We start from the raw sequence: 23,736 nt of genomic DNA, 5'->3' as shown, positions 1-23,736 counted from the left end.
TCTGAGGGCTGCGGACTGATCCATGCGCCTCAACGGCTCGAACCACGATTCGGCCTCAGCCTCCGCCCGTGATGGTGAAGCGAGCGTTAGTCCGATCGCGGAAGACGATGCCCGCATCGGCGGACCGGCGGGCGAGGCCCGGGGCGCTCGATGCGTAGAGGAGCATCGCGCCTGTCCCTGACGAAAGCGTGCGCGCCGGTCAGTTCATCGGCGGGACAGAGGGAGGTGCGTCGAGGAATGGACCCGGCGCGCGGCCGTGCGGGATGTCGTCGTTCTCATGGGCCCTCATCGCACGACGCGGGGTCCGGGCGCGGTCAGGCGGCGAGCCGGAAACCGATTCCGCGGGCCGTGCGGGGCGCGACCGTCGACTTGTCCCGGGGCAGCAGCAGGTCGATCTGCGAGCAGTGCAGCGCCAGGACGTTCTGCTCCTCCGCCATGGCGCGCGCCGCGCCGCTGAACCGACCATTCGTCATCACGCACGCCGTGGTCGACCCGGCGCGCTCCGCCGCCGCCGCGACGTCGGAGATCGGGAGACACGCGACGTCGCGGTCCGCCCAATGCAGGCAAACGACGACGCGCGTTCGGGCCCGGAGGAGCACGAAGTGGTCCTGATCCTGGTAATCCAGGCGCCAGCCGGCCGCCTTCAGGCACCGCAGCATCAGCGCCTCGTAATGCGCCTGCGAGGCGCTCACGCGGTCGAGGAAGGTCCAGGACGCGACCTCGGCCGGCAGGATCGACGCGAATTCCGCGCTGACCAGGCGCCTGAAGCCGCGGAACCGGACGACGGCGCGGAGCGGGCGCGAGAGATGGGCGCGGTGCAGCCTGACGAGTTCCCGGTCCCAGAGCGCCTCGAACGCTGCCGCTCCGCGCGCGTGGTGCTCCATCCACCGGTTCTCGATGATCAGGCGCTCGATCTGCGGTCGGATCGCGCGGCGACACCGCTCGGTGAGCCGCTCCTGCAGATGCAACCAAGAGAGCAGAAGCAGGATGGCTATCACCCACAGGGCGAGGCTCGTCGCGAACATGGCGGCGGGACTTTGCGAAATAAGGCCTATGTCGCCATTTATCCGCCGCAGGAATTAAGCGGACATTGCCGGTCACATGCGTACTGAGCCGACCAGTGCAAGTCTTTGGAGATGGTGAATTCTAAATTTATGTCCGCCCCGCAGCCGCTCAGGTCCGCATGGCCACGAACATGCTCCGGCCCTGCTGGTGGTAGTAGCCGCTCTCCATCGAGCCGCGGATGTCGTGTCCCAGCATGTCGTACTGCTCGTAGACCATGTCGAAGCCGCACTCCTTGAGAAGCTGGATCAGGGCCGGCTTGGTGGGCCAGAAGGAGCGCTTGTTGCTCCACGAGGTCCATTTGTGCGCCTCGAGCTGGCTCGTGTCGTCGAGATCGTGCTCGTGCATCCAGCGACCCGGCAGACCTTCGTTCTCGGCGGGCGGAGAGAGCTGGAACAGGGCCTCGTTGGTCTCGGTCGCGAAATGCGTGTGCAGGATGACCACGTCGCGGACGCATTCGGCCATGAGGCGGATGAAGGCGGCCGGCCTGTCGAGGTGGTAGAGCAGTCCGCAGCAGAAGGCGGCATCGAAGGGGCCGTGGGCCGCCAGATTCCACACGTCGTCGTTGACGAAGGCGAGGTCGGGGACGCCCGTCCCCTCCTTGACCCGCAGGCAGTTCTCGAAGTTGGAGCGGCGCACCTCGACACCGGTGGCGCGCATCCCGGCGCGGGCGAATTCGAGCGTGTAGCCGCCCTCGAGGCAGCCCAGATCGACGATCGACCGGCCGGCCAGCCTGTGCCCGTAGAACAGCCGGAGCGAGCGCAGGGCCGCCTGGGTCCAGGGGCTGTCGCCGATCAGCCAGCCCGCCTCGGGCAAGGTCTCGGACCCGTCCGCGAGGCGGATGTTGTGTGCCGTGAACGTCATGCCGCCTCCCCACGCCGCCCACTCGTGCCGGGCAACGCCTTCGTCCGTCTATACGGGCGGCGGCCGATCGGTTCACGCGCTTTGTCGATCCGCCCGTATCGAACGGTCGACCGGCGGGATGGGTCAGGTCGGCGCGACCGCCGCCTCCACGGTGCGGCCGGGCACGCGATGCCCGCGACGGGGCCCGTCGAACGGCGTATGTAGCCGCCCGATGGATCCGTCCTCTCACCATCGAGCCGGCCGGCGACCCGCTGGATGGGTCGGCTTCGCGCGCAGCTTCCTCGTCTGCGCCACCCTCATGGGCTTGGCGCTGATCGGCTTCGTGGCCGCGGTCGATCCCTACGGACTGCGGGCCGCGCCCGGGCATCCGCCGGGACCGATCATGGATGCCAATCAGCGGCTCTCCTATCCGCAGATCGCCCGCGGGGGGCCGTTCGACGCGGCGGTCTTCGGCACCTCGACGGCGCGACTGCTCGACCCGCAGGCTCTCGACGCGGCCTTCGGTGTCCGGTTCGCCAATCTGGCGGTGAATGCCGCGACGCCCGACGAGCAGGGTCGGCTCGCCGCGCTGTTCCTGGCCCGCCGGCCGATCCGCGCGGTCCTGTTCGGCCTCGATGCCCCATGGTGCGCCGCCGATCCGCCGGCCCGGACCGCCCATGCCTTTCCCGACTGGCTCTACGCGGACCGCGTGCCCGGCGATGTCCTGCGTCAGGTCAGCCTGCGCTCGGTCACGACGGCCGTCCGGGCCGGACTCGCCGATCTCGGGCTGACGCGGGCGCGGATTCGCGGAGACGGCTACGCGGTCTTCACGCCGCCCGAGGCGCGCTACGACCTCGCACGCGCCCAGGCCCATATCCGCGCAGGCCGCGTGGACTCGGCGGCGGCGGACGCCCCCGAGCTGCCGATGCCGGCCCTCGACCGCCTGGACGATCTCCTCGGTCGCGTGCCCGCCGAGGCCCTGAAGATCGTGGCCTTCATGCCGGTGCATGCGGGGGCGCAGGGTTCACCGGGATCGGCGGCGGGCCGTCGCGAGGAAGCCTGCAAGGCGCGCGCCGCGGCGATCGGGAAGCGCCGGGGCGCGGTCGTGGTGGATTTTCGCCGGATCTCGCCGCTGACGACCCGGGACGCGAATTATTGGGACGCGCTGCATTACCGCCTGCCCGTGGCGGGGCGCGTCGTCTCCGATCTCGCGCGCGCCGTCGCCACCGGCCGCGACGATCCGGATGGAATCTACCGGGTGCTCGCGCACCCGTGACGCCCGGTCAGGCGGCGGCGCGCTCGGCGCTCGCCCAGCCGGCGCGGGTCTCTGCGCAGTACTCCGCGTAGCGGCCGTCCCGGATCGCCGCGCGCGCGCCGGCCATCAGGTCCTGGTAGTAGGCGAGGTTGTTCCAGGTCAGCAGCATCATCCCGAGGATCTCGTTCGAGCGCACGAGGTGATGCAGGTAGGCACGGGAATAGTCCCGCGCGGCCGGACAGGTCGAGGTCTCGTCGAGCGGCGCGGTGTCCTCGGCGTGGCGGGCGTTGCGCAGGTTGACCCGTCCGTGGCGCGTGTAGGCGAGGCCGTGCCGGCCGGCGCGGGTCGGCATCACGCAGTCGAACATGTCGATGCCGCGGGCGACCGCGCCGAGGATGTCGTCCGGCGTGCCGACGCCCATCAGGTAGCGGGGCTTGCCGGCGGGCAGGTGCGGCTCGACCGTCTCGATCATGGCGAACATGACCGCCTGCGGCTCGCCGACGGCGAGGCCGCCCACCGCGTAGCCCTTGAGATCGAGATCCGTCAGCGCGCGGGCGCTCTCGACGCGCAGGGCCGGCACGTCGCCGCCCTGGACGATGCCGAACAGGGCCCGTCCCGCCTGCTCGCCGAACGCGACGCGGCAGCGCTCGGCCCAGCGCAGCGACAGGTGCATGGCCTTCTCGATGGCCCCGTGGTCCGCCGGCAGGCGGACGCACTCGTCGAGCTGCATCTGGATGTCGGAGCCGAGCAGACCCTGGATCTCGATGGAGCGCTCCGGGCTCATGTGATGCGCGGTGCCGTCGATGTGCGAGCGGAAGGTCACGCCCTGCTCGTCGATCTTCCGCAATGCGGAGAGCGACATCACCTGGAAGCCGCCGGAATCGGTCAGGATCGGCCGGTCCCAGTTCATGAAGCGGTGAAGGCCGCCGAGCCGGGCCATACGCTCGGGGCCGGGCCGCAGCATCAGGTGGTAGGTGTTGCCCAGGACCACGTCGGCGCCGAGATCGCGGACTTGGCCAGGATACATGGCCTTGACGGTCGCGGCCGTGCCCACCGGCATGAAGGCCGGGGTCCGGATCTCGCCGCGCGGCGTCCCGATCACGCCGGTGCGGGCGGTGCCGTCCCGGGCCAGCAGGTCGAAGCGGAAGTGTGCGCTGTCGGTCATGGGGTGTCCGCGCCCGGGCCCGGGAAGAGCAGGCTGGCGTCGCCGTAGGAGTAGAACCGGTACCCGGCGGCGATCGCGTGCGCGTAGGCCGCGCGCATCGTCGCGAGACCTGAGAACGCCGAGACCAGCATGAACAGCGTCGAGCGCGGCAGGTGGAAATTGGTCACGAGGGCGTCGACCGCGCGGAACCGGTAGCCCGGCGTGATGAAGATCTCGGTGGGTCCCGAGAAGGGCGCGAGCGTGCCGTCCGGTCGGGCCGCGCTCTCCAGCAGCCGCAGCGCCGTGGTCCCGACCGCGACGATCCGGCCGCCCGCGGCCCGCGCGGCGTTCAGGGCCTCGGCCGTGGCGGCGTCGAGGATGCCGATCTCCGCGTGCATGCGGTGGGCCTCGGTATCTTCGGCCTTGACCGGCAGGAAGGTCCCGGCGCCGACATGCAGCGTGACGTGGTGGCGCCGCAGACCGGCGGCGTCGAGATCGGCCAGCAGCGCGTCGGAGAAGTGCAGGCCGGCCGTGGGAGCCGCGACCGCCCCCGGATTGCGGGCGTAGACCGTCTGGTAATCGGTGGCGTCGCGGTCATCCGTGGCGCGCTTGCCCGCGATGTAGGGGGGCAGCGGCAGGGCACCCTCCGCGGCGATGGCCGCGTCGAGGTCTGGCCCGGCCCGGTCGAAGGCGAGGACGATCTCCCCGGCCTCGGCCTTCTCGAGAACGGTCGCCGCCAGATCGCCGAAGCGCAGCGCGTCGCCCGCCGCGAGCCGCTTGGCCGGACGCGCGAAGGCGCGCCAGCGGTCGGGGGCTTCCCGCAGGTGGAGCATCACCTCGGTGCGCTGGCCGGGGGCGCCGGGCCGTGTGCGCACGCCGTTCAGCCGGGCCGGGATCACCCGCGTGTCGTTGAAGACCAGGGCGTCGCCGGCCCGGAGGGCCTGGGGCAGGTCGCGCACGGTCCGGTCGGCCAGCGGCGCGCCAGGTCGGACCACGAGCATCCGCCCGGCGTCGCGCGGCTCGGCCGGGCGCAGGGCGATGCTGGTCTCCGGCAGATCGAAATCGAAGAGGTCCACGCGCATCGCCGGCTGCCTGCACCGAACGGCACGCGGTTTCAACCGCGGAACCGCCGGGGAGCGCGTCCGTTTCCAGCGTCACCGAGACGCGAGGCTCCCGATCCATGCCCTGGTACGCCGTTCGCCCCCGTGACGCCGCCGATCCCCGCTGGCCGCTCCCCGGCACGTCCGAGATCGTGCTGAAGGCCGAGGATCCCGACACCGCCCGCGCGAAGTTCGAATCGGCCTACCCGAGCCAGCCCTTCGGCAGCCCCGGAATCCCGGTGCCGAATACCGGCGCCGGCAGCTTCCGCGGCGATCCGGACGCCCTGGTCGTGGCCGAGACGGGCGAGCCGCCGGCGCCGCGGGGGAGCGACGCGTGACGCCCCGCGGTCGCCCCCGGCGGGTCACCCTCGACGGGCAGCTCCTCGGGTACTGGGAGCGCGAGGCCGCCCGGCTGGAGACCCTCGCCGCCGGAGCGCGCTTCGCCTGGCAGCGCCGTCGCTTCCTGCGCAAGGCGGAGGCAGCGCGTGCCAAGGCGGAGCCGAGCCGGCGGCGCGAGGCCGCCCGCGACAACGGCGGCGCGTCGGAGACTTAGCCGCGGCTAACACGTTTTCGGCGGCGTCGAACCTTTGCCGTGGCCTTGGCCGCGGCCGGTGCCGTATGGGCGCGGCGTCACCCCAACGGCGCGAACCATGGACCGCACCCAGAAAGCCGCCCTCTTCAGCGCGGGCATCGGCCTCGCCGTCACGGCGATGAAGTTCTACGCGGCGTGGCTCACCGGCAGCCTCGCCCTGTACTCCGACGCGCTGGAGAGCATCATCAACGTGGTCGCCGCAATCGGCGCCTTCGTGGCCCTGCGGGTCGCCGCGCGCCCGGCGGACGAGGACCATCCCTACGGTCACCACAAGGCCGAGTTCTTCTCGGCGGTGATCGAGGGCGCGCTGATCGTGGTGGCGGCGCTGCTGATCCTGCGCGAATCCTATTTCGGGCTGCTCGCCCCGAAGGCCCTCGACGCGCCCGCGGTCGGCCTCGCGATCAACTTCGCGGCCGGGATCGTCAACGCGGTCTGGGCGGCGGCACTGATGCGCTGGGGAAGGCGGTGGCGGTCGCCGGCCCTGATCGCCGACGCGCGCCACGTCTTCGCCGACGTGGTCACGTCCTGCGGCGTCCTGGCCGGCGTCGGCGCCGTGGTGGTGACGGGCTACCCGGTCCTCGACCCCGTGGTGGCCGGGCTGGTCGCCATGAACATCCTGTGGTCCGGCTTCCGCATGGTCCGGGAATCGGTGGACGGCCTCATGGACAGGGCCGCCCCGGCCGAGATGGTGAGCCAGATCCGGTCGCTCATCTCCCAGCACGGCGAGGGCGCGCTGGAGGCGCACGACGTGCGCACGCGCTCCGCTGGTCAGGCAACCTTCATCGACTTCCACCTCGTCGTCCCCGGCGCGATGACCGTCGAGGATTCGCACGCGATCTGCGACCGGCTGGAATCCGCCCTGGAGACGACGATCCCCGGGGCGGTGGTGACCATCCACGTCGAGCCCGGCGAGGAGGCCAAGGCGCGGGGATTGCCGGTGCTGTAGGCCGCCGATCAGCTCCAGGCGTGGAGCGGCGGGTTCACGCCGTTGAGGGCGTGGTTGCCGACGATCGCGTATTTCCAGCGGACGGGATCGTGCAGCGTGTGCGTGCGCGCGTTCCGCCAGTGACGGTCGAGATTCTCGGCGGCCAGAGTCGAGCGGGTCCCCGACAGCTCGAACAGCTTGTTCGACGCCGCCAGGGCGACCTCGGTGGTCAGCACCTTCGCCTCGGCGACCGCGATCTGGGCCGCCGCGACCGTCTCGGCGTCCGGCCGCGCGACCGCCGCGTCGAGGGCGAGACCGGCCCGGTCGAGCAGCGCCTCGGCGGCGTGCTGCCGGATGGTCAGGTCGCCGACCGCCTGGATCGTGTAGGGATCGTCGGCCGCCCGCTCCAGCCCGCTGTCGATCCAGGGCCGGGCCTTCTCGCGGACGTAGCCGATGGTGTCGTCCAGGGCCTCGCGGCCGATCCCGGCATCGACCGCGGCCTGGATGATCTGGAACACGGCGCCGTCGGCGGTCGGCGCCGCGTAGCCCTTCCAGGCCGGCACCAGATGGGTCTTGGGCACGCGCACGTCGTCGATCAGCACGGTCCCGCTCGCCGTGCCGCGCTGGCCGAAGCTCGACCAGTCGTCGATCACCGTGAGTCCGGGCGCGTCCCGCTCGGCGATGGCGTACCAGGCGCGTCCCTCGGCATCGAGGGCGACGATCGGGACCAGGTGCGCGAGGAGGGCGCCGGTGGCGTAGAACTTCCGGCCCCGCACCACGACGTGGTCGCCGTGATCGGTGAAGCGCGTGTCGAAATCGGCCGCCCGCTTGGTGCCGCGCTCCGAGAAGGCGTTGCCGAACCGCGTTCCGCGCAAGACCTCGCCGAACAGCAGGTGCTTCTGCGCCTCGTCCGACACGGTCCGGATGGCCGCCAGGATGCCGAGGTGGTTCTGGGCGATCTGCGCGATGGCGGGATCGGCGGCCGCCACGATGGCGATGACCTGCGCCAGCGTCCGGTACGAAACCTCGGGGCCACCGTAGGCGCGCGGCACGTTGATCGACCAGAGGCCGCTCTGCGAGAAGGCGTCGAGCTCCTTGAGCGGCCGCACGGCGTGGCGGTCCCGCTCCGACGCGCCGGCCCGGAACTCGGCCGCGAGCCCGTGGGCCACGGCCAGCGCCTCGGCGTCGTCACGGATCACGTGGGCGGGTGAGGGCGGCCGCGCGGGGCCGGGAGCGCCCGGGCGGTGCTCCGGCTCGAGCGTGCGCGCATCGACGGCGATGTTCATGGCTCACTCCGATCAGTCGGGATACGGTTCGGCGGGCGGCGCTCAGGCGGCCTCGGCGCGCCGGTCGCGGGCGGCCTCGAGGGCGCGGACCCGCGGGATCACGTGCGCGCCGAAATACGCGACGTCCTCCTGGAAATGCAGGAAGGCCAGCAGGGCGAGGTCCGCTCCCGCATCCTTCAGCGCCAGGATCCGCTCGGCGATCTGGTCGGGCGTGCCGATCAGGTCGGTCTTGAAGCCGTCGTTGTACTGAACGAGATCCTCGAAGCTCGACTTGGCCCAGTTGCCTTCCCCTTCCGGCGAGGCCTTGCCGGCATTCTTGACCTCGTGACCGAAGGCCTTCACGGCGTCCGGGTCGGCGTTGTCGATGATCTCCTGAAGGACGGCGCGGGCCTCCTCCTCGGTGTCGCGGGCGATGACGAAGGCGTTGACGCCGATCCGGGGATGATTGCCGGTCTCGGCCGACTTGGCGCGGATATCGTCCACCTGGGCGCGGATCGTCTCCGGCGTGCCGCCATTCGTGAAGTACCAGTCCGACACGCGGGTCGCCATGTCGCGCGCGGCGCGCGACGAGCCGCCCTGAAAGATCTCGGGCAGCGGCTGGGCCGGCTTCGGCTTCAGCGTGTAGTCGCTGTAGCGGTAGAAGTCGCCGCGGAAGGTGAAGCTGTCCTGCGTCCAGATCCCGCGCAGGCTCCGTATGAACTCCTCCGACCGGCGGTAGCGCTCGTCGTGGTCGAGCCAGGGCTCGCCGATCGCCCGGAACTCGCCCGAGAACCAGCCGGAGACGATGTTCACCGCGATGCGGCCTTCGGTGAGTTGCGAGATCGTGGCGATCTGCTTGGCGGCCAGGGTCGGATGCCAGGGACCGGGCAGGAGCGCGGCGATCACCTTGAGCTTGGTGGTCGCGGCCAGCAGGGCGTGGCTGAAGGCGACCGATTCGTGCTGGTACTCGGCGCCGTAGCCCGCGGTGAACCGGATCTGCGTCAGCCCATAATCGAACCCTGCCTCCTCGGCGATCTGCGCCAGCTTCCGATTGTACTCGGCATCCCAGCTCGTTCGCTGGGGGATCTTGCTGATGACAAGCCCCCCGGAGACGTTGGGCACCCAGTAGGCGAAGCGGATCGGCTCGCGCGCCGCCGCGTCGGCGATATGGCTGGTCATCCGGCGTTACCTCAGTTGCACGGCGGTCGGGCGCCGTGTCGTCTTCGGATGATCGCCGCGAACTGAATACACTATGCAGAACGCGACCGATCGCTCAAGAACACCGAAAGTATTCCGGGGCGACGGCCGTCGGTCAAAGGAACGGGTTGCCGTTTTTAAGCCGATCTCGGCGAGACTCTTCTTCGCCGAGATCCTGCGCGCGCGGCTTTGTCCTAGGCGGCGCGGGCCGCGGGCGAATCGTGCAGGCGGCGCCACGCGAAGACCGAGAACACGCCGATCAGGCAGGCGGCGAGGCCGAACCACGTGAATGCGTATTGCAGGTGGTTGTTCGGCAAATCGACCCGGAGCTGGCCGCCGCGCGGCCACGTCGTCTGCCCGGGAACGGCGTCGGCCTCGATCAGGTAGGGCTCGACCGTTCCGAGGCCGCGCGCCGCCGCGATGCCGGCGATGTCCCGGTTGAACCACTCCCCGCGGGCGGGATCCGGTTCCGGCACGAACATCCCCCGGGCCTCGCTCGCGCGGAGGATGCCGGTGACCGTCGTCGACCCGTCGATCAGGCCGTCCCGGCGATCGCCCTGCGCCTTCAGCTCCGTGGGAACGAAACCCCGGTTGATGATCACCATGCTCCCGTCGTCCCGGCGGAACGGCGTGAGCACGTAGTAGCCCTGCAGGGCGCGGCCCGGCGTCTCGCCGGGCGCCAGCCCGTGCACGAGGGTTTCCCGGTCGTTGAGGAACTGACCGCTGACCCGGACGTGCCGGAACTCGTCGCGCGCCGGATCCCAGACATCCGCGGCCGGAGGCGCCACCGGCTCCGCGCGGCTCTGGCGCACGATCCGGGCGATGAGATCCTCCTTCCAGGCCCTGCGCTCGAGCTGCCACGTCCCGAGACCGAGCAGGATGGCCAGGGCGATCAGCGAGGCGAGTCCCGGCGCGACGAGGTCGCGCCAGCCAGCGCGGTGCGGTCCGCTCGCGGTCACGGCTCGAAGCGCCCTTGCTCCGCCCGGTTGCTGAACTGCAGGGCGATCAGCAGGCCCTTGAGGGGCCGCACCAGGATCAGGCTGAGCCCGACCGAGAGGGTCAAGGCCACCAGGGCGTGGACCCAGATCGGCGGCTCGTAGGTGATCTCCAGCCAGAGGGCGAGACCGACCACGATCAGGCCGACGATCGACATGACGAAGAAGGCCGGCCCGTCCGCGGAGTCGAAATGCGCGTAGTCGAGCCCGCACGCCTCGCAGGAGGGGCGCAGGCTCAGGAACCCTTTGAACAGGTGACCCTCACCGCAGCGCGGGCACCGGCCGCGCAGGCCGGTCGGGATCGGCGGCGGCGGCGAGTAGGTTCGGTTGTTCACGGGCACACTCCAGACCTGTTCCGTGCGGGACCCCATCGACCCGCGCGCGGGTCGCTCTCGTCGATACGGGGTTCGCGCGGCGTCGGAAACGCAGAAGGGCGGCCTGAGCCGCCCTTCGCAGATCCGCCATGCGGCGACGGGATGGTTCCGCTCAGTGAGCGCCGCCGCCGTGGAAGACCCCCGAACCCCACACGTAGATGGCGGCGAACAGGAACAGCCACACGACATCGACGAAGTGCCAGTACCAAGCGGCGAACTCGAAGCCGAGGTGCTGACGCGGGGTGAACTGGCCCGCGTAGACGCGGAACAGGCACACCGCCAGGAAGATCGTGCCGATGATGACGTGGGCGCCGTGGAAGCCCGTCGCCATGAAAAAGGTCGACGAGTAGATGCTGCCCGAGAAACCGAACTCGGCGTGGCTGTACTCGTAGGCCTGGCAGGCGGTGAACAGAACGCCGAGGATGATCGTCAGCCACAGGCCGTACTTCAGGCCCTTGCGGTCGCCCTCGATCAGCGCGTGGTGCGCCCAAGTGACGGTGGTGCCCGAGGTCAGCAGGATCAGCGTGTTCAGGAGCGGCAGGTGCCAGGGATCGAACGCCTCGATGCCCTTCGGCGGCCAGACACCGCCGGTGAACTCCACGCGCGAGACCTGGATCGGGTCGGCGGTGTAGAGGGCGGCCTCGAAGTAGGCCCAGAACCACGCGACGAAGAACATCACCTCGGAGGCGATGAACATCATCATGCCGTAGCGGTGGTGAAGCTGGACGACGCGGGTATGGTCGCCGGAATTGGCCTCGTGCGCGACGTCCTTCCACCACGAGAACATGGTGTAGAGGACGCCGATCGTGCCGGCCCCGAAGATGTAGGGACCAGGAGCCAGGGTGCCGATCGTGAGGCTCTTCATCCAGAACACGGCGCCGAACGCCATGAGAAAGCCCGAGAAGGCCCCGATCAACGGCCACGGGCTCGGATTCAGGATGTGGTAGTCGTGATTCTTGGCGTGCGCCTCGGCCATCGTCCCGTCGCTCCTCACCCTCGCGCCCTGCACCGTTCCCGGCCTAACGCTGTTCGTTGCTTGCCCTAGGCCGGGCGCGGCACGCACCACACCCAAGCTTGCTCGCAGCTTTAGTCGCTGCGGCCCCGTGTTGTCACGGGTCCGCGATCAGAAATCGCCCTTCGTTCCCGAGGAAGACGATTTCGCCACCGCCGCCTTCACGGGCTGACCGTTCTTGGAGGCGAAGTACGTGTAGGACAGCGTCATCTCCGAGAGATGCGCGGTGTTCGAGTCGTCCCGAACGGCCGGATCGACGTAGAACACCACCGGCACGTCCAGCGTCTCGCCCGGCTGGAGCGTCTGCTCATTGAAGCAGAAGCAGGCGATCTTGACGAAGTAACCACCCATCAACCCGGGCTGGACGTTGAAGGTCGCCACACCCGCCGAGGGCGTGCTGCCGGTGTTCTGCACGCGGAAGAAGACCGTCTTGGTCTCACCGAGCTTCGCCTCGACGCTGCTCACTTCCGGGATGAATTTCCAGGGCAGCCCCGGCGCGACGTTGGTGTCGAAATGGACGACCATGCTGTCGTCGGTCCGCGCCGCGGAGGCCGAGAGGGCCGGTCCTTGCCGGGGCGTGCCGTCGTAGCCGGTCGCCTTGCAGAAGGCGTCGTAGAGCGGCACCGACGCGAAGGCGAGGCCGATCATGCCCACGGCGAGACCCGCGCAGGCGAGGGCGGTGCGCGTGGCGGCTCGGTTCGATCCTGATGGAGGAACTGTCATCGGGAGCGCCTCAGAGCGGCCGGGTCAGGATCTGAGGGCCGAGCTTGACGATCGTCAGCACGAAGAACAGCAGGACCCAGGCTCCCAGCGCTAGCGCGATCGCGATCGAGCGCTTGCGGCGGCGCGCCTCCTGCTCGGGCGTGAGCGGCCGGTACTGGATCTCGGGATCCGCCATGGCGCTCAACCCAGGACCGGGCGGAACAGGCCGAAGCTCTGCTCGGCCAGGAGCGCCGAGAACAGCGCGAACAGGTAGAGGATCGAGAAGCCGAACATGCCCATGGCGGCGCGCCGCTCGGCATCGCCCTCGCGGTTCCGCAGCACGCGGATGCTGAACGCTACCATGCCGAGGCCGCCCACGAGGCCGACCACCGCGTACACGAGGCCGCCGAAGCCCAGGGCCACCGGCACGAGGCCGAGGGGTGCGAGGAGCAGCGAGTACCAGACGATCTGGCGGCGGGTGGAGGCGGGACCGGCGACGTTCGGCATCATCGGGATGCCGGCGCGGGCGTACTCGTCGGCCTTGATCAGGGCCAGCGCCCAGAAGTGCGGCGGGGTCCAGATGAAGATGATGGCGAACAGGATCAGCGACTCGACGCCGACCGACCCGGTCACCACCGCCTGCCCGATGACAGGCGGCAGGGCTCCGGCGGCGCCGCCGATGACGATGTTCTGCGCGGTCGCCCGCTTCAGCCACATCGAGTAAACCACGGCGTAGAACACGATGGTGAAGGCGAGGAGCGCGGCGGCCAGGAGATTGGCGGCGAGCCCGAGCACCACCACGGAGGCGACCGAGAGGAACAGTCCGAAGCCCAGTGCCTCCTGGGAGGTGATCCGGCCCGACGGGATCGGCCGGGTGGCGGTCCGACTCATGACCGCGTCGATGTCGGCGTCCCACCACATGTTGAGGCAGCCGGACGCACCGGCGCCGACCGCGATGGCGAGGAGCGAGATCGCGCCGATGGCCGGCTGCACGTGGCCCTGCGAGACCACCATTCCGACCAGTGCGGTGAAAATCACGAGGACCATCACCCGCGGCTTCAGCAGGGCGAAGTAGTCCGGAACGTCGCCGCCGGCGGTCGTGAGTGCCGGGGCAGGAACGTCCGGTCCGATCGTGTTCGTCAGGCTCGTCATCGCGTCTGCCGCTGCTGTGTCGGCGCCCGGCCGCGCGCGTCACGGCCGAGTCGTGTCTCGAAATCGACGTGTTCCAAGGATCGGCGTGAGCGGGGCCCGGGACTTCTCCCTCGGCCCGTGCGGGTCGCCCTCATCGCTCGCCCTTGCCGGGAGGTCGGCCGACCGGCCTCCGGGGAAGGGCGAGGGCCGCGGACGCGGCCCTCGCGGGATCTCTATCAGTGCGCGCCGGGCTCGTCGACGATGCGGGGCAGCGTCTCGAACTGGTGGAACGGGGGCGGGGAGGAGAGCGTCCACTCGAGGGTGGTGGCGCCTTCGCCCCACGGGTTGTCCGCGGCCCGCTCCTTCGAGCGGAAGGCGAGGATCACGCCGATCACGAACACGAACATGCCGAGCGCGAAGATGTGGCCGCCGTAGGTCGACACCTTGTGCCACTGGGCGAATGCGTCCGGGTAGTCGGCGTAGCGGCGCGGCATGCCGGCGAGGCCCAGGAAGTGCATCGGGAAGAACAGGACGTTCGCGCCGATGAAGGCCAGCCAGAAGTGCAGCTTGCCGGCCCACTCGGGGATGATGTGACCGGTCATCTTCGGGAACCAGTAGTAGACACCGGCGAAGATGATGAACACGGCCCCGAGGGACAGCACGTAGTGGAAGTGCGCGACCACGTAGTAGGTGTCGTGCAGGTACTTATCGACCGCCGAGTTGGCCAGCACGACGCCGGTGACGCCGCCGACCGTGAACAGGAAGATGAAGCCCACCGCCCAGTGCATGGCGGCGGTGAAGCGGATGGAGCCGCCCCACATGGTGGCGATCCACGAGAAGATCTTCACGCCGGTCGGGACCGCGATCACCATCGTGGCGAACACGAAGTAGGACTGCGTCTGCAGCGACAGGCCGACCGTGTACATGTGGTGCGCCCACACGACGAAGCCGACGACGCCGATCGCCACCATGGCGTAGGCCATCGCGAGGTAGCCGAAGACCGGCTTGCGCGAGAACGTGGCGATGATGTGCGACACGATGCCGAAGGCCGGCAGGATCATGATGTACACTTCGGGGTGACCGAAGAACCAGAACAGGTGCTGGTACAGGATCGGGTCACCGCCGCCGGCCGGGTCGAAGAAGGTCGTGCCGAAGTTGCGGTCGGTCAGCAGCATCGTGATGGCGCCCGCGAGCACCGGCAGCGAGAGCAGCAGCAGGAACGCGGTCACCAGCTCGGCCCAGGCGAAGAGCGGCATCTTGTGCAGCGTCATGCCCGGGGCGCGCATGTTCAGGATCGTGGTGATGAAGTTGATCGCGCCGAGGATGGAGCCCGCGCCCGACAGGTGGAGCGCGAAGATCGCGAAGTCGACGGCCGGGCCGGGATGGCCGGCGGTGGAGAGCGGCGGGTAGACGGTCCAGCCGGTGCCGGCGCCGGACGCGCCGGGCGCGCCCTCGACGAACAGCGAGCAGAGCAGGGAGCAGAAGCCCGCCACCGTCAGCCAGAACGAGATGTTGTTCATGCGCGGGAATGCCATGTCGGGCGCGCCGATCATGAGGGGCACGAACCAGTTGCCGAAGCCGCCGATCAGCGCCGGCATCACCATGAAGAACACCATGATGAGCCCGTGGCCCGTGACGAACACGTTGTAGGTCGCGGGGTTCGAGAAATACTGCAGGCCGGGCGCCTCCATCTCCATCCGGATGCCGAAGGAGAGGAACGCGCCGATGATTCCGGCGCAGAAGGCGAACAGCAGGTAGAGGGTGCCGATGTCCTTGTGGTTCGTCGACAGGAACCAGCGGGCGAAGAACGACGGCTTGTGGTCGTGGACCTCATGGGCCCCGGCATGGGCTGCGGCTGTAGCCATGGATTCGAATGCCTTGTGGATCTGATGGGGTCTGTTCGATCAGCCGGGGCTCAGCGGGCCTCGGCGAAGCTCGTGCCGTTGTCGATGCGGGCGTACTTGGTCTTCGCCTCCTTCAGCCAGTCGGCGTAGGCCTGCTCGCTGACCACGCGGACCACGATGGGCATGTAGGCGTGGCGCTGGCCGCACAGCTCGGAGCACTGGCCGTGGAAGGTGCCCTCCTTGTCGGCCTTGAACCACATCTGGTTCAGGCGGCCGGGGACGGCGTCGATCTTGAAGCCGAAGGCCGGCATCGCCCAGGAATGCAGCACGTCGGCGGCGGTGACCTGGATCTTCACGATCTTGTTGACCGGAACGACCATCTCGTTGTCGGTCTGGAGCAGGCGCGGCTGCTTGTCCTCGTCGATGTTGGCATCGAACGTGAAGCCGCCGCCGGCCTCGGTCTGCGGGTACTCGTAGGACCAGTACCAGGCGTGGCCGACGACCTTGACGATCATGTCGGCCTTCGGGTCCGAGAGCTGCGTGCGCAGCAGGCGGAAGGACGGGATCGCCACGGCGACCAGGATCAGCACCGGCACGATCGTCCAGGCGACCTCGATGGCGGTGTTGTGCGTGGTGCGCGACGGCGTCGGGTTCCGCTTCTCGCCGAAGCGGTAGACGCACCACAGGATGAGCCCGAGGACGAACACCGAGATGGCGAGGGACAGCCAGTGCAGGCCGATCTCGAAGTTCAGGATGTCGCGCGCGTTCTCGGTGACCGGGATCTGCCGGTCCATCTCCCACGGCACGGGCTGACCGAAGCCCGCGGCCTGCGCGCCGGATATCGGGAAGAGCAGGGCGCCGAGAGCGGCGAGGCTCCAGAGTGACCGGTTGATCGTCCGCACCGTCCGCATCTGCCTCTCGTGGCTCCCCTGAAACTGTCTGGCTGCCGCCGGACCTCCCCGTCTTGAACGCGTGCGGGATTGTACCGACGTGACGGAGTACCGGTTGTGTCACCCGGCATTATCCGACCGGCGCTTCAGACCACAAGGGCCGGCCACGTGCAACCGCACAAGCGTCGCATCGCGCGCTTTCCCGCCAGTTGACGGCGCCTCGTGGCGTCGGCGCACTAGGGGCCGGCGAAATCGTTCCCTGTCACGTCGCGCCGGGGATGAAGCGTCGCGACGCGTTCGTGCCACGCCTGCGGAGTTCGAGATGTCCACCCAAACCGGCAGCCCCACCTCCGGTCCTCTGCCCTGCGCAGTGCCGGCGCCGATGCAGGTGATGACCTATACGGGCTCGGCGCCGAGGCCGGACACGCGGGCGCTGGCCGTCGAGGCGCCGGTCAACCTCGTCTACGGCAGCGTGCCGCACGCCGTGATGATGGCGACGCCCGCCGACCTCGAGGATTTCGCCTACGGCTTCAGCCTGACGGAGGGCATCGTCGACAGCGCGGAGGAGATCCGCGCGACCCGCGTCGAGACGGCGCCGGACGGCCTGCGCCTTCACGTCGATCTCGCGCCGGGCCGGCTCCGCGAGCATCTGGCGCGCAAGCGCGCCATCAGCGGCCGCACCGGCTGCGGGGTCTGCGGCATCGAGGACTTGGCGCAACTGCCGCAGGCCGGTAAGCGGGCGGACTCCGAGGTCCGGGTCGGGCTGCCCGCCATCGCCCGCGCCCTGTCGAATCTCGACAGCGCCCAGCGCCTCGGCGCGGAGACGCGCGCGGTCCACGCCGCGGCCTGGGCGCGCCTCGACGGCGGCCTCGCGGCTGTGCGCGAGGATGTCGGCCGCCACAACGCTCTGGACAAGCTGATCGGCACCCTGATGCGGACCGGGACGCCCGCGGACTCGGGTTTCCTGGTCATCACCAGCCGCTGCTCGTACGAGATGGTCGAGAAGGCCGCGCGGCTCGGCGCGGCCGTGATCGTCGCCATCTCGGCGCCGACGTCGCTGGCCCTCGACCGAGCCCGGTCCTACGGCATGACGCTCTGCGCCATCGCGCGGGCCGACACCGTGACGGTGTTCACGGGAGCCGAGCGGCTGACGGACGGCGCGTGACGCGCCGGTTCCGTCCGCCGAATTTACTCGGCCTGGCCGGGGACGATGGTCGCGCCGCCGATCACCCGAACCGGCTTCTTGTCCGTGGGCGGATCCTTCCAATCCTTCGCGGCCGGCTTGGCCGTCTCGGCCACGGCGGCGTCGGCCGGCTTCGACGGCGCGGCGGGTCGCGCAGCGGGAACCGGGGCCGGGGCCTTCTCGATCGCCGCCGCCTTGGTCTCGGGCGCGGGACCGGCGTTCGGATCCGCCTTGGCCGTATCGGCCGGCGGGAGCTTGGGGGCCGGTGCCTCGGGAGACGTGCGGGGCGGCGGCTTCAGCTCCGGCGTCCGGGCGAGCGCTCCGCGCGCGACCCGCTTTGGCGGAGCGTTGGGCGGAGCGGTCCGGCCGACGCTGTCGGGATTCACGCCTTCGGGATTGGCCTCGGGCCGCAGGGCCTCGGTGCCCGGCCGGCGCTGGGGTCGAGCCATCGGACCGTCCTCGGGCGGGACCGGACGCATCGCGCGGCGGGGCACGACCTCGTCCTCGGTCCAGCCGAAGCCCGGTGCGGGTCGCTCCAGCCGAGCGACGGTCTCGGGCGCACCGATCGGCCGGCGGCCCACGATCCCGCCCGTCATGGGATCGACGAACAGCCGGACGGGCGCGCCGGCGGGACCGACGGCGTCGACCACGTAGACCCGCCCGTCGAAGCGCGGGCGGCTCAGGCCGCTGAACCCGCGATCTGCGAGGCGCCAAGCGACGACGCGAGGCGGAAGGACCTCCTCCTCGAAGGCGAATTGCGCGCGCGCGCCGCCCGATGCGCCCAAGAGAGCGAGCGCCGACAGGCACGCGGCGCGAAGCGTCCGGCTCATCGGGCGTGGGAAGCGCGCAGCGGCTCTGCTCGTCATCGTCACTCTTGTGCGTTCTGGGTTTGGAGACCCGGCAGAGTGTCCGGTTCGTGTCCGGTTCCGGCATGGTCCGGGCCGGTAGACCCGGACCTCGACCATGCCGGCGAGGTCGTTGCCCCGCATGCCGCTTGTGCTCGGCACGACCCGTAGATCCCGCGATTCGGGCGAGATTGCGGAGGCGCGGAGCGGATCCCGGCCCATCATCCAGAGCGGCGACACCGTCGCGGCCTGCAGTCTCTTGCTGAAAACATTTCAATCTGGCAGTTTCGCGACTTAGGACAGCACAACTGTCCCATCGGCCGTGCATCCCGGCCGTCGCCGTCTCGCGCGCGGGCGAGAAGTTTCGGCAGACGGACACGGGCGCGCCAGCGCACCGCTCTCCGAGCGGTCCGGGTCCTCGATGAACGCAGGCCGACGGACGTGTCCTCCCGGACCGGCCGGATGGCCTGCGGCAAGAGGCCGGGCGCGTGGCGCCGACGGCTTGCGGGCATGAAACATGCTCGCGGGTTCTTGGCTGCGGACGGGTTCGAGGGAAGGACGAGACGAAGCATGTCACAACGCAGACCCGCCGAAGAGTTTGCTGCGTCCACGGCCCAGGCTGCCGCCCCGCGCGGCGGCGCGATGCCGCTCATCGTGCGCGACCCCGCCCTCCCGAAAGCCCAGGGTTCCTACGATCCGGCCCACGAGCGCGACGCCTGCGGCGTCGGCTTCATCGCCGACATGCACGACCGCCGGACCCACGCGATCGTCGAGCAGGGTCTGAAGATCCTGGAGAACCTCGATCATCGCGGCGCGGTGGGCGCCGATCCCAAGATGGGCGACGGCTGCGGCATCCTCACGCAGATCCCGCACGGCTTCTTCGCCGAGGAGTGCTCGCGCCTCGGCTTCGAGCTGCCGCCGGCGGGCTCGTACGCCATCGGACAGTTCTTCACGCCGAAGGCGGAGGAGCCGCGGGCGATCATCCAGGAGATCGTCGAATCGTCCCTGGCCGCCGAGGGCCTGCCGCTCCTCGGCTGGCGCGACGTGCCGGTGGATCCGGAGGATCTCGGCGACGCCGTGAAGGCGACCGAGCCGCACCACCGTCAGGTCTTCATCGGCCGGCCCGCCTCGGTCACCGACCAGGACGCGTTCGAGCGCCGGGTCTACGTCGCCCGCAAGGTGATCTCCAACAAGGTCTACGGCCTCGACGACCCGCGGGTGAAGGAGTTCTACCCGGTCTCCGTTTCGACCCGGACCATCGTCTACAAGGGCATGGTGCTGGTCACGCAGCTCGGCGGCTACTTCCTGGACCTGAAGGACGACCGCTTCGTCTCGGCGATCGCCCTCGTCCACCAGCGCTTCGCCACCAACACCTTCCCGACTTGGCGGCTCTCGCACCCCTACCGGATGGTCGCGCATAACGGCGAGATCAACACGCTGCGCGGCAACGTCAACTGGATGGCGGCCCGCCAGGCGAGCGTCGATTCCGACCTGTTCGGCAACGACATCTCGAAGCTGTGGCCGATCTCCTACGAGGGCCAATCCGACACGGCCTGCTTCGACAACGCCCTCGAGTTCCTCGTGCAGGGCGGCTACCCGCTGGCCCACGCGATGATGATGCTCATCCCGGAGGCCTGGGCCGGCAACCCGCTCATGAGCGAGGAGCGGCGCGCCTTCTACGAGTACCACGCCGCCCTGATGGAGCCGTGGGACGGTCCCGCCGCCGTGGCCTTCACCGACGGCCGCCAGATCGGCGCCACCCTCGACCGCAACGGCCTGCGCCCGGCGCGCTACATCGTCACCGACGACGGCCTCGTGGTGCTCGCCTCCGAGATGGGCACCCTGCCGATCCCGGACGAGAAGATCGTCCAGTCCTGGCGCCTGCAGCCGGGCCGCATGCTGCTGATCGACCTGCAGAAGGGCCGCATCGTCTCCGACGAGGAGATCAAGGGCGAGCTCGCCGCCGCGCATCCCTACGCCGAGTGGGTGAAGAACACCCAGATCGTCCTGGAGGACCTGCGACCGGTTCAGCCGCGCGAGTCCCGCGGCGACGTGAGCCTGCTCGATCGCCAGCAGGCCTTCGGCTACACGCAGGAGGATCTCAAGCTGCTGATGCAGCCCATGGCCGTCACCGGCCAGGAGGCGGTCGGCTCCATGGGCACGGACACGCCGCTCTCGGCCCTCTCCGAGAAGTCGAAGCTCCTCTACACCTACTTCAAGCAGAACTTCGCGCAGGTCACGAACCCACCGATCGACCCGATCCGCGAGGAGGCCGTGATGAGCCTCGTCTCGTTCATCGGGCCGCGGCCGAACCTGCTCGACATGGAGGGTGCGTCCCGGCGCAAGCGCCTGGAGGTCCGCCAGCCGATCCTCACCAACGCCGATCTGGAGAAGATCCGCTCGATCGGCCATTTCGAGGATCGGTTCGACACCAAGACCCTCGACATGACCTACCCGGCCGAGACCGGCGCGGCGGCCATGGACGGGGCGCTCGACCGCCTCTGCGACCGCGCCGAGGCGGCGGTGCGCGGCGGCTACAACATCATCGTGCTCACCGACCGGGCGGTCGGGCCGGATCGGATCCCGATCCCGGCGCTGCTGGCCACGGCGTCCGTGCACAATTACCTGATCCGCAAGGGGCTCCGGACCTCGGTCGGCCTCGTGGTCGAGTCGGGCGAGCCGCGCGAGGTGCACCACTTCGCCTGTCTCGCCGGCTACGGCGCCGAAGCGGTGAACCCGTACCTCGCCTTCGAGACGCTGCTCGACATGAAGGACGAGTTCCCGCCGGACCTCACCGACGACGAGATCATCTACCGCTACATCAAGGCGATCGATAAGGGCCTGCTGAAGGTGATGTCCAAGATGGGCATCTCCACCTACCAGTCCTATTGCGGCGCGCAGATCTTCGACGCGGTCGGCCTGAACTCGACCTTCGTCGGCCGCGACTTCTTCGGCACGGCGACGACCATCGAGGGCGTCGGCATGGCGGAGATCGCCGAGGAGACCGCGCGCCGACACCGCGACGCCTTCGGCGACGCGCCGGTCTACCGGAACGCCCTGGATGTCGGCGGCGAGTACGCCTACCGCCTGCGCGGCGAGACCCACACCTGGACGCCCGACACGGTGGCGACGCTGCAGCACGCGGTGCGCCTCAACGTGCCGGAGCGCTACCGCGAATACGCCGAGCTGGTGAACCGCCAGGAGCACCAGCTTAAGACGCTCCGCGGCCTGTTCCGCATCAAGTCCGCCGCCGAGCTCGGTCGCGCGCCGGTCCCGCTGGACTCGGTCGAGCCGGCCTCCGAGATCGTCAAGCGCTTCGCCACGGGCGCCATGTCGTACGGCTCCATCTCCAAGGAGGCGCACGAGACGCTCGCCATCGCGCTGAACTCGTTCGGCGGCCGCTCGAACTCGGGCGAGGGCGGCGAGGAGGTCGAGCGGTTCAAGCCGCTGCCGGACGGGCGCTCGCGCCGGTCCGCGATCAAGCAGGTCGCCTCCGGGCGCTTCGGCGTCACGACGGAGTACCTCGTCAATTCCGACATGATGCAGATCAAGGTCGCGCAGGGCGCCAAGCCCGGCGAGGGCGGCCAGTTGCCCGGCCACAAGGTCGACGCCAAGATCGCCAAGGTCCGCTACGCCACCCCGGGCGTGGGCCTGATCTCGCCGCCGCCGCACCACGACATCTACTCGATCGAGGATCTGGCCCAGCTGATCTTCGACCTGAAGAACGTGAACCCGTCGGCGGACGTGTCGGTGAAGCTCGTCTCCGAGGTCGGCGTCGGCACGGTCGCGGCCGGTGTCGCCAAGGCGCGCGCCGACCACATCACGATCTCGGGCTTCGACGGCGGCACGGGTGCGGCGCCGCTGACCTCGCTCAAGCACGCGGGCGGACCCTGGGAGACCGGGCTGGCCGAGACCCAGCAGACGCTGGTGCTCAACAACCTGCGCGGGCGCGTCGCCCTGCAGGCCGACGGCGGCATCCGGACGGGGCGCGACGTGATCATCGCGGCGCTCCTCGGCGCCGACCAGATGGGCTTCTCGACGGCCCCGCTGATCGCCGCCGGCTGCATCATGATGCGCAAGTGCCACCTGAACACCTGCCCGGTGGGGGTCGCCACCCAGGATCCGGTGCTGCGCAAGCGCTTCAAGGGCACGCCCGAGCACGTGGTGAACTACTTCTTCTTCGTGGCCGAGGAGGTGCGGGAGATCCTCGCCTCGCTCGGCTTCACGAAGCTGGAGGAGGCGGTCGGCCGCTCCGACGTGCTCGACAAGGTCGAGGCCATCGCCCATTGGAAGGCGCGCGGGCTCGACTTCACCAAGCTGTTCCACCGGCCGAAGGTGGCCGAGGGCACGGCGATCCGCCACGTGGAGGTGCAGCACCACCCGATCGACACGGTCCTCGACCGGCGCCTCATCGAGAAGGCGCAGCACGCGATCGAGACCGGGGAGCCGGTGGTCATCACCGACACCATCCGGAACTCGGACCGGGCCGCGGGCGCGATGCTCTCCGGCATGGTCGCCAAGGCGCACGGCCACGAGGGCCTGCCCGACGACACGATCGTGGTGAAGCTCGCCGGCACGGCGGGCCAGAGCTTCGGCGCCTGGGTGGCGGCCGGCGTGACCGTCGAGCTGACTGGCCACGGCAACGACTACGTCGGCAAGGGCCTGTCGGGCGGCAAGCTGATCATCCGGCCGAGCGACGCGCTGAAGTCGCCGCAGGACCGGACGATCATGGTCGGCAACACCGTGCTGTACGGGGCGATCGCGGGCGAGTGCTACATCCGCGGCTCCGCGGGCGAGCGCTTCGCGGTCAGGAACTCCGGCGCGATCACGGTGGTCGAGGGCATGGGCGACCATGGCTGCGAGTACATGACCGGCGGCGTGGTCGTGTCGATCGGCGAGACCGGGCGCAACTTCGCGGCCGGCATGTCGGGCGGCATCGCCTACGTGCTCGATGAGGACGGCTCCTTCTCGGCGCGCTGCAACCTGTCGATGGTCGACCTGGAGCCGGTCGAGGAGGAGGACGACCTGATGCGTCGCTTCCATCAGGACGGCGACCTGGAGACCAAGGGGCGGGTCGACATCCTGGCCGACATGTCCGGGCACGACGAGGAGCGGCTGACGCAGCTCATCACCAACCATCTCAAGTACACGGGCAGCCCCCGCGCCAAGGCGATCCTCGACGACTGGAGCGGTTACCGCACCAAGTTCGTGAAGGTGATGCCGGTGGAGTACCGCCGGGCGCTTCGCGAGATGGAGATGGCGCGGATGCCGGTGGCCGCCGAGTAGGCGACTTCCTGAGACCGGGCGGGCTCCCGCCCGGTCACGCACCCACACGAGACGACGACGCGGGCAGCGCAGTCAGAGACTGGCCGGCCCA

The 23,736-nt window shown here is 69.9% G+C and carries 21 protein-coding genes; 6 read left to right on the top strand and 15 right to left on the bottom strand.

Going from position 1 to position 23,736, the window contains the following annotated elements; all coding sequences use genetic code 11:
- Positions 1 to 314 precede the first annotated feature (314 nt).
- Together C4T42_RS03730 and C4T42_RS03725 are read right to left on the bottom strand one after the other, a co-directional pair.
- A complete protein-coding gene (locus C4T42_RS03730; protein ID WP_020091395.1) occupies positions 315 to 1,025 on the bottom strand; it encodes a restriction endonuclease in 711 nt (236 codons plus the stop codon).
- A gap of 148 nt (positions 1,026 to 1,173) precedes the next feature.
- Positions 1,174 to 1,926, bottom strand: a complete 753-nt coding sequence (locus C4T42_RS03725) for a methyltransferase domain-containing protein (RefSeq protein ID WP_020091396.1) — start codon at positions 1,924 to 1,926, stop codon at positions 1,174 to 1,176.
- Between the two features lie 298 nt (positions 1,927 to 2,224).
- On the opposite strand from C4T42_RS03725, the gene C4T42_RS03720 reads away from it, so the two are divergent.
- Entirely contained in the window at positions 2,225 to 3,181 is a 957-nt protein-coding gene (locus C4T42_RS03720) for a hypothetical protein (RefSeq protein WP_103984746.1), read from the top strand.
- 7 nt (positions 3,182 to 3,188) lie between these two features.
- Here the strand turns inward: C4T42_RS03720 and tgt are convergent, their stop codons facing one another.
- Both tgt and queA read right to left on the bottom strand, forming a co-directional pair.
- Entirely contained in the window at positions 3,189 to 4,325 is a 1,137-nt protein-coding gene (gene tgt, locus C4T42_RS03715) for a tRNA guanosine(34) transglycosylase Tgt (RefSeq protein WP_020091398.1), read from the bottom strand.
- The gene (gene queA, locus C4T42_RS03710) at positions 4,322 to 5,386 is read right to left on the bottom strand and encodes a tRNA preQ1(34) S-adenosylmethionine ribosyltransferase-isomerase QueA (protein WP_020091399.1); all 1,065 of its coding nucleotides are present in this window, start codon (positions 5,384 to 5,386) and stop codon (positions 4,322 to 4,324) included. Before queA ends, tgt begins: the two co-directional genes overlap by 4 nt.
- Positions 5,387 to 5,484: 98 nt before the next feature.
- On the opposite strand from queA, the gene C4T42_RS03705 reads away from it, so the two are divergent.
- The 3 genes from C4T42_RS03705 (at position 5,485) to C4T42_RS03695 (ending at position 6,942) form a co-directional block, all read left to right on the top strand.
- Entirely contained in the window at positions 5,485 to 5,742 is a 258-nt protein-coding gene (locus C4T42_RS03705; RefSeq protein WP_020091400.1) for a hypothetical protein, read from the top strand.
- Positions 5,739 to 5,957, top strand: coding sequence for a hypothetical protein (locus C4T42_RS03700; protein WP_020091401.1), 219 nt, complete (start codon positions 5,739 to 5,741; stop codon positions 5,955 to 5,957). The genes C4T42_RS03705 and C4T42_RS03700 overlap by 4 nt, the downstream gene beginning before the upstream one ends.
- A gap of 97 nt (positions 5,958 to 6,054) precedes the next feature.
- Positions 6,055 to 6,942: a cation diffusion facilitator family transporter gene (locus C4T42_RS03695; protein ID WP_020091402.1), complete on the top strand. Its 888-nt coding sequence runs from the start codon at positions 6,055 to 6,057 to the stop codon at positions 6,940 to 6,942.
- A gap of 8 nt (positions 6,943 to 6,950) precedes the next feature.
- Here the strand turns inward: C4T42_RS03695 and C4T42_RS03690 are convergent, their stop codons facing one another.
- The 10 genes from C4T42_RS03690 to coxB form a co-directional block, all read right to left on the bottom strand.
- The gene (locus C4T42_RS03690; protein ID WP_020091403.1) at positions 6,951 to 8,207 is read right to left on the bottom strand and encodes an SfnB family sulfur acquisition oxidoreductase; all 1,257 of its coding nucleotides are present in this window, start codon (positions 8,205 to 8,207) and stop codon (positions 6,951 to 6,953) included.
- Between the two features lie 42 nt (positions 8,208 to 8,249).
- Entirely contained in the window at positions 8,250 to 9,365 is a 1,116-nt protein-coding gene (sfnG, locus tag C4T42_RS03685; RefSeq protein WP_020091404.1) for a dimethylsulfone monooxygenase SfnG, read from the bottom strand.
- Between the two features lie 212 nt (positions 9,366 to 9,577).
- Complete coding sequence (locus tag C4T42_RS03680; RefSeq protein ID WP_020091405.1) at positions 9,578 to 10,342, bottom strand: SURF1 family protein; 765 nt, start codon at positions 10,340 to 10,342, stop codon at positions 9,578 to 9,580.
- Positions 10,339 to 10,749: a DUF983 domain-containing protein gene (locus C4T42_RS03675; protein ID WP_170855114.1), complete on the bottom strand. Its 411-nt coding sequence runs from the start codon at positions 10,747 to 10,749 to the stop codon at positions 10,339 to 10,341. The genes C4T42_RS03680 and C4T42_RS03675 overlap by 4 nt, the downstream gene beginning before the upstream one ends.
- Before the next feature lie 115 nt (positions 10,750 to 10,864).
- Positions 10,865 to 11,728: a cytochrome c oxidase subunit 3 gene (locus tag C4T42_RS03670; RefSeq protein WP_020091407.1), complete on the bottom strand. Its 864-nt coding sequence runs from the start codon at positions 11,726 to 11,728 to the stop codon at positions 10,865 to 10,867.
- 147 nt (positions 11,729 to 11,875) lie between these two features.
- Complete coding sequence (locus C4T42_RS03665) at positions 11,876 to 12,487, bottom strand: cytochrome c oxidase assembly protein (RefSeq protein ID WP_026604661.1); 612 nt, start codon at positions 12,485 to 12,487, stop codon at positions 11,876 to 11,878.
- A 10-nt stretch (positions 12,488 to 12,497) separates the two neighbouring features.
- Positions 12,498 to 12,662 (bottom strand): hypothetical protein, encoded by a 165-nt coding sequence (locus C4T42_RS31860; protein WP_020091409.1) that lies wholly within the window; start codon positions 12,660 to 12,662, stop codon positions 12,498 to 12,500.
- 5 nt (positions 12,663 to 12,667) lie between these two features.
- The gene (locus C4T42_RS03660; RefSeq protein WP_020091410.1) at positions 12,668 to 13,618 is read right to left on the bottom strand and encodes a heme o synthase; all 951 of its coding nucleotides are present in this window, start codon (positions 13,616 to 13,618) and stop codon (positions 12,668 to 12,670) included.
- 215 nt (positions 13,619 to 13,833) lie between these two features.
- Entirely contained in the window at positions 13,834 to 15,462 is a 1,629-nt protein-coding gene (gene ctaD, locus C4T42_RS03655) for a cytochrome c oxidase subunit I (protein WP_020091411.1), read from the bottom strand.
- Positions 15,463 to 15,512: 50 nt separating this feature from the next.
- Positions 15,513 to 16,352: a cytochrome c oxidase subunit II gene (gene coxB / locus C4T42_RS03650; protein ID WP_056522032.1), complete on the bottom strand. Its 840-nt coding sequence runs from the start codon at positions 16,350 to 16,352 to the stop codon at positions 15,513 to 15,515.
- 361 nt (positions 16,353 to 16,713) lie between these two features.
- Here coxB and fdhD point away from each other — a divergent pair, with 361 nt between their 5' ends.
- Complete coding sequence (fdhD, locus tag C4T42_RS03645) at positions 16,714 to 17,496, top strand: formate dehydrogenase accessory sulfurtransferase FdhD (RefSeq protein WP_234083048.1); 783 nt, start codon at positions 16,714 to 16,716, stop codon at positions 17,494 to 17,496.
- Between the two features lie 23 nt (positions 17,497 to 17,519).
- Here fdhD and C4T42_RS03640 read toward each other — a convergent pair whose 3' ends face one another.
- Positions 17,520 to 18,380, bottom strand: a complete 861-nt coding sequence (locus C4T42_RS03640; protein WP_244435389.1) for a hypothetical protein — start codon at positions 18,378 to 18,380, stop codon at positions 17,520 to 17,522.
- Positions 18,381 to 18,929: 549 nt separating this feature from the next.
- Between C4T42_RS03640 and gltB the strand changes: the two genes are divergently transcribed.
- A complete protein-coding gene (gene gltB / locus C4T42_RS03635; protein WP_103984719.1) occupies positions 18,930 to 23,645 on the top strand; it encodes a glutamate synthase large subunit in 4,716 nt (1,571 codons plus the stop codon).
- Positions 23,646 to 23,736: the final 91 nt, after the last annotated feature.

The organism is Methylobacterium sp. 190mf (assembly GCF_900107945.1).
GTDB lineage: Bacteria > Pseudomonadota > Alphaproteobacteria > Rhizobiales > Beijerinckiaceae > Methylobacterium.
This window is presented reverse-complemented; position numbering and strand designations above follow the sequence as displayed.

What these genes read in the sequence shown, in the direction of transcription:
- C4T42_RS31860 (WP_020091409.1), bottom strand. Translation starts at nt 12,662, where the DNA reads ATGGCGGATCCCGAGATCCAGTACCGGCCGCTCACGCCCGAGCAGGAG.
- fdhD (WP_234083048.1), top strand. Translation starts at nt 16,714, where the DNA reads ATGCAGGTGATGACCTATACGGGCTCGGCGCCGAGGCCGGACACGCGG.
- tgt (WP_020091398.1), bottom strand. Translation starts at nt 4,325, where the DNA reads ATGACCGACAGCGCACACTTCCGCTTCGACCTGCTGGCCCGGGACGGC.
- C4T42_RS03730 (WP_020091395.1), bottom strand. Translation starts at nt 1,025, where the DNA reads ATGTTCGCGACGAGCCTCGCCCTGTGGGTGATAGCCATCCTGCTTCTG.
- C4T42_RS03670 (WP_020091407.1), bottom strand. Translation starts at nt 11,728, where the DNA reads ATGGCCGAGGCGCACGCCAAGAATCACGACTACCACATCCTGAATCCG.
- C4T42_RS03705 (WP_020091400.1), top strand. Translation starts at nt 5,485, where the DNA reads ATGCCCTGGTACGCCGTTCGCCCCCGTGACGCCGCCGATCCCCGCTGG.
- C4T42_RS03675 (WP_170855114.1), bottom strand. Translation starts at nt 10,749, where the DNA reads ATGGGGTCCCGCACGGAACAGGTCTGGAGTGTGCCCGTGAACAACCGA.
- queA (WP_020091399.1), bottom strand. Translation starts at nt 5,386, where the DNA reads ATGCGCGTGGACCTCTTCGATTTCGATCTGCCGGAGACCAGCATCGCC.
- C4T42_RS03690 (WP_020091403.1), bottom strand. Translation starts at nt 8,207, where the DNA reads ATGAACATCGCCGTCGATGCGCGCACGCTCGAGCCGGAGCACCGCCCG.
- C4T42_RS03665 (WP_026604661.1), bottom strand. Translation starts at nt 12,487, where the DNA reads ATGACAGTTCCTCCATCAGGATCGAACCGAGCCGCCACGCGCACCGCC.
- ctaD (WP_020091411.1), bottom strand. Translation starts at nt 15,462, where the DNA reads ATGGCTACAGCCGCAGCCCATGCCGGGGCCCATGAGGTCCACGACCAC.
- C4T42_RS03720 (WP_103984746.1), top strand. Translation starts at nt 2,225, where the DNA reads ATGGGCTTGGCGCTGATCGGCTTCGTGGCCGCGGTCGATCCCTACGGA.
- C4T42_RS03660 (WP_020091410.1), bottom strand. Translation starts at nt 13,618, where the DNA reads ATGACGAGCCTGACGAACACGATCGGACCGGACGTTCCTGCCCCGGCA.
- coxB (WP_056522032.1), bottom strand. Translation starts at nt 16,352, where the DNA reads ATGCGGACGGTGCGGACGATCAACCGGTCACTCTGGAGCCTCGCCGCT.
- C4T42_RS03695 (WP_020091402.1), top strand. Translation starts at nt 6,055, where the DNA reads ATGGACCGCACCCAGAAAGCCGCCCTCTTCAGCGCGGGCATCGGCCTC.
- gltB (WP_103984719.1), top strand. Translation starts at nt 18,930, where the DNA reads ATGTCACAACGCAGACCCGCCGAAGAGTTTGCTGCGTCCACGGCCCAG.
- C4T42_RS03640 (WP_244435389.1), bottom strand. Translation starts at nt 18,380, where the DNA reads ATGACGAGCAGAGCCGCTGCGCGCTTCCCACGCCCGATGAGCCGGACG.
- sfnG (WP_020091404.1), bottom strand. Translation starts at nt 9,365, where the DNA reads ATGACCAGCCATATCGCCGACGCGGCGGCGCGCGAGCCGATCCGCTTC.
- C4T42_RS03725 (WP_020091396.1), bottom strand. Translation starts at nt 1,926, where the DNA reads ATGACGTTCACGGCACACAACATCCGCCTCGCGGACGGGTCCGAGACC.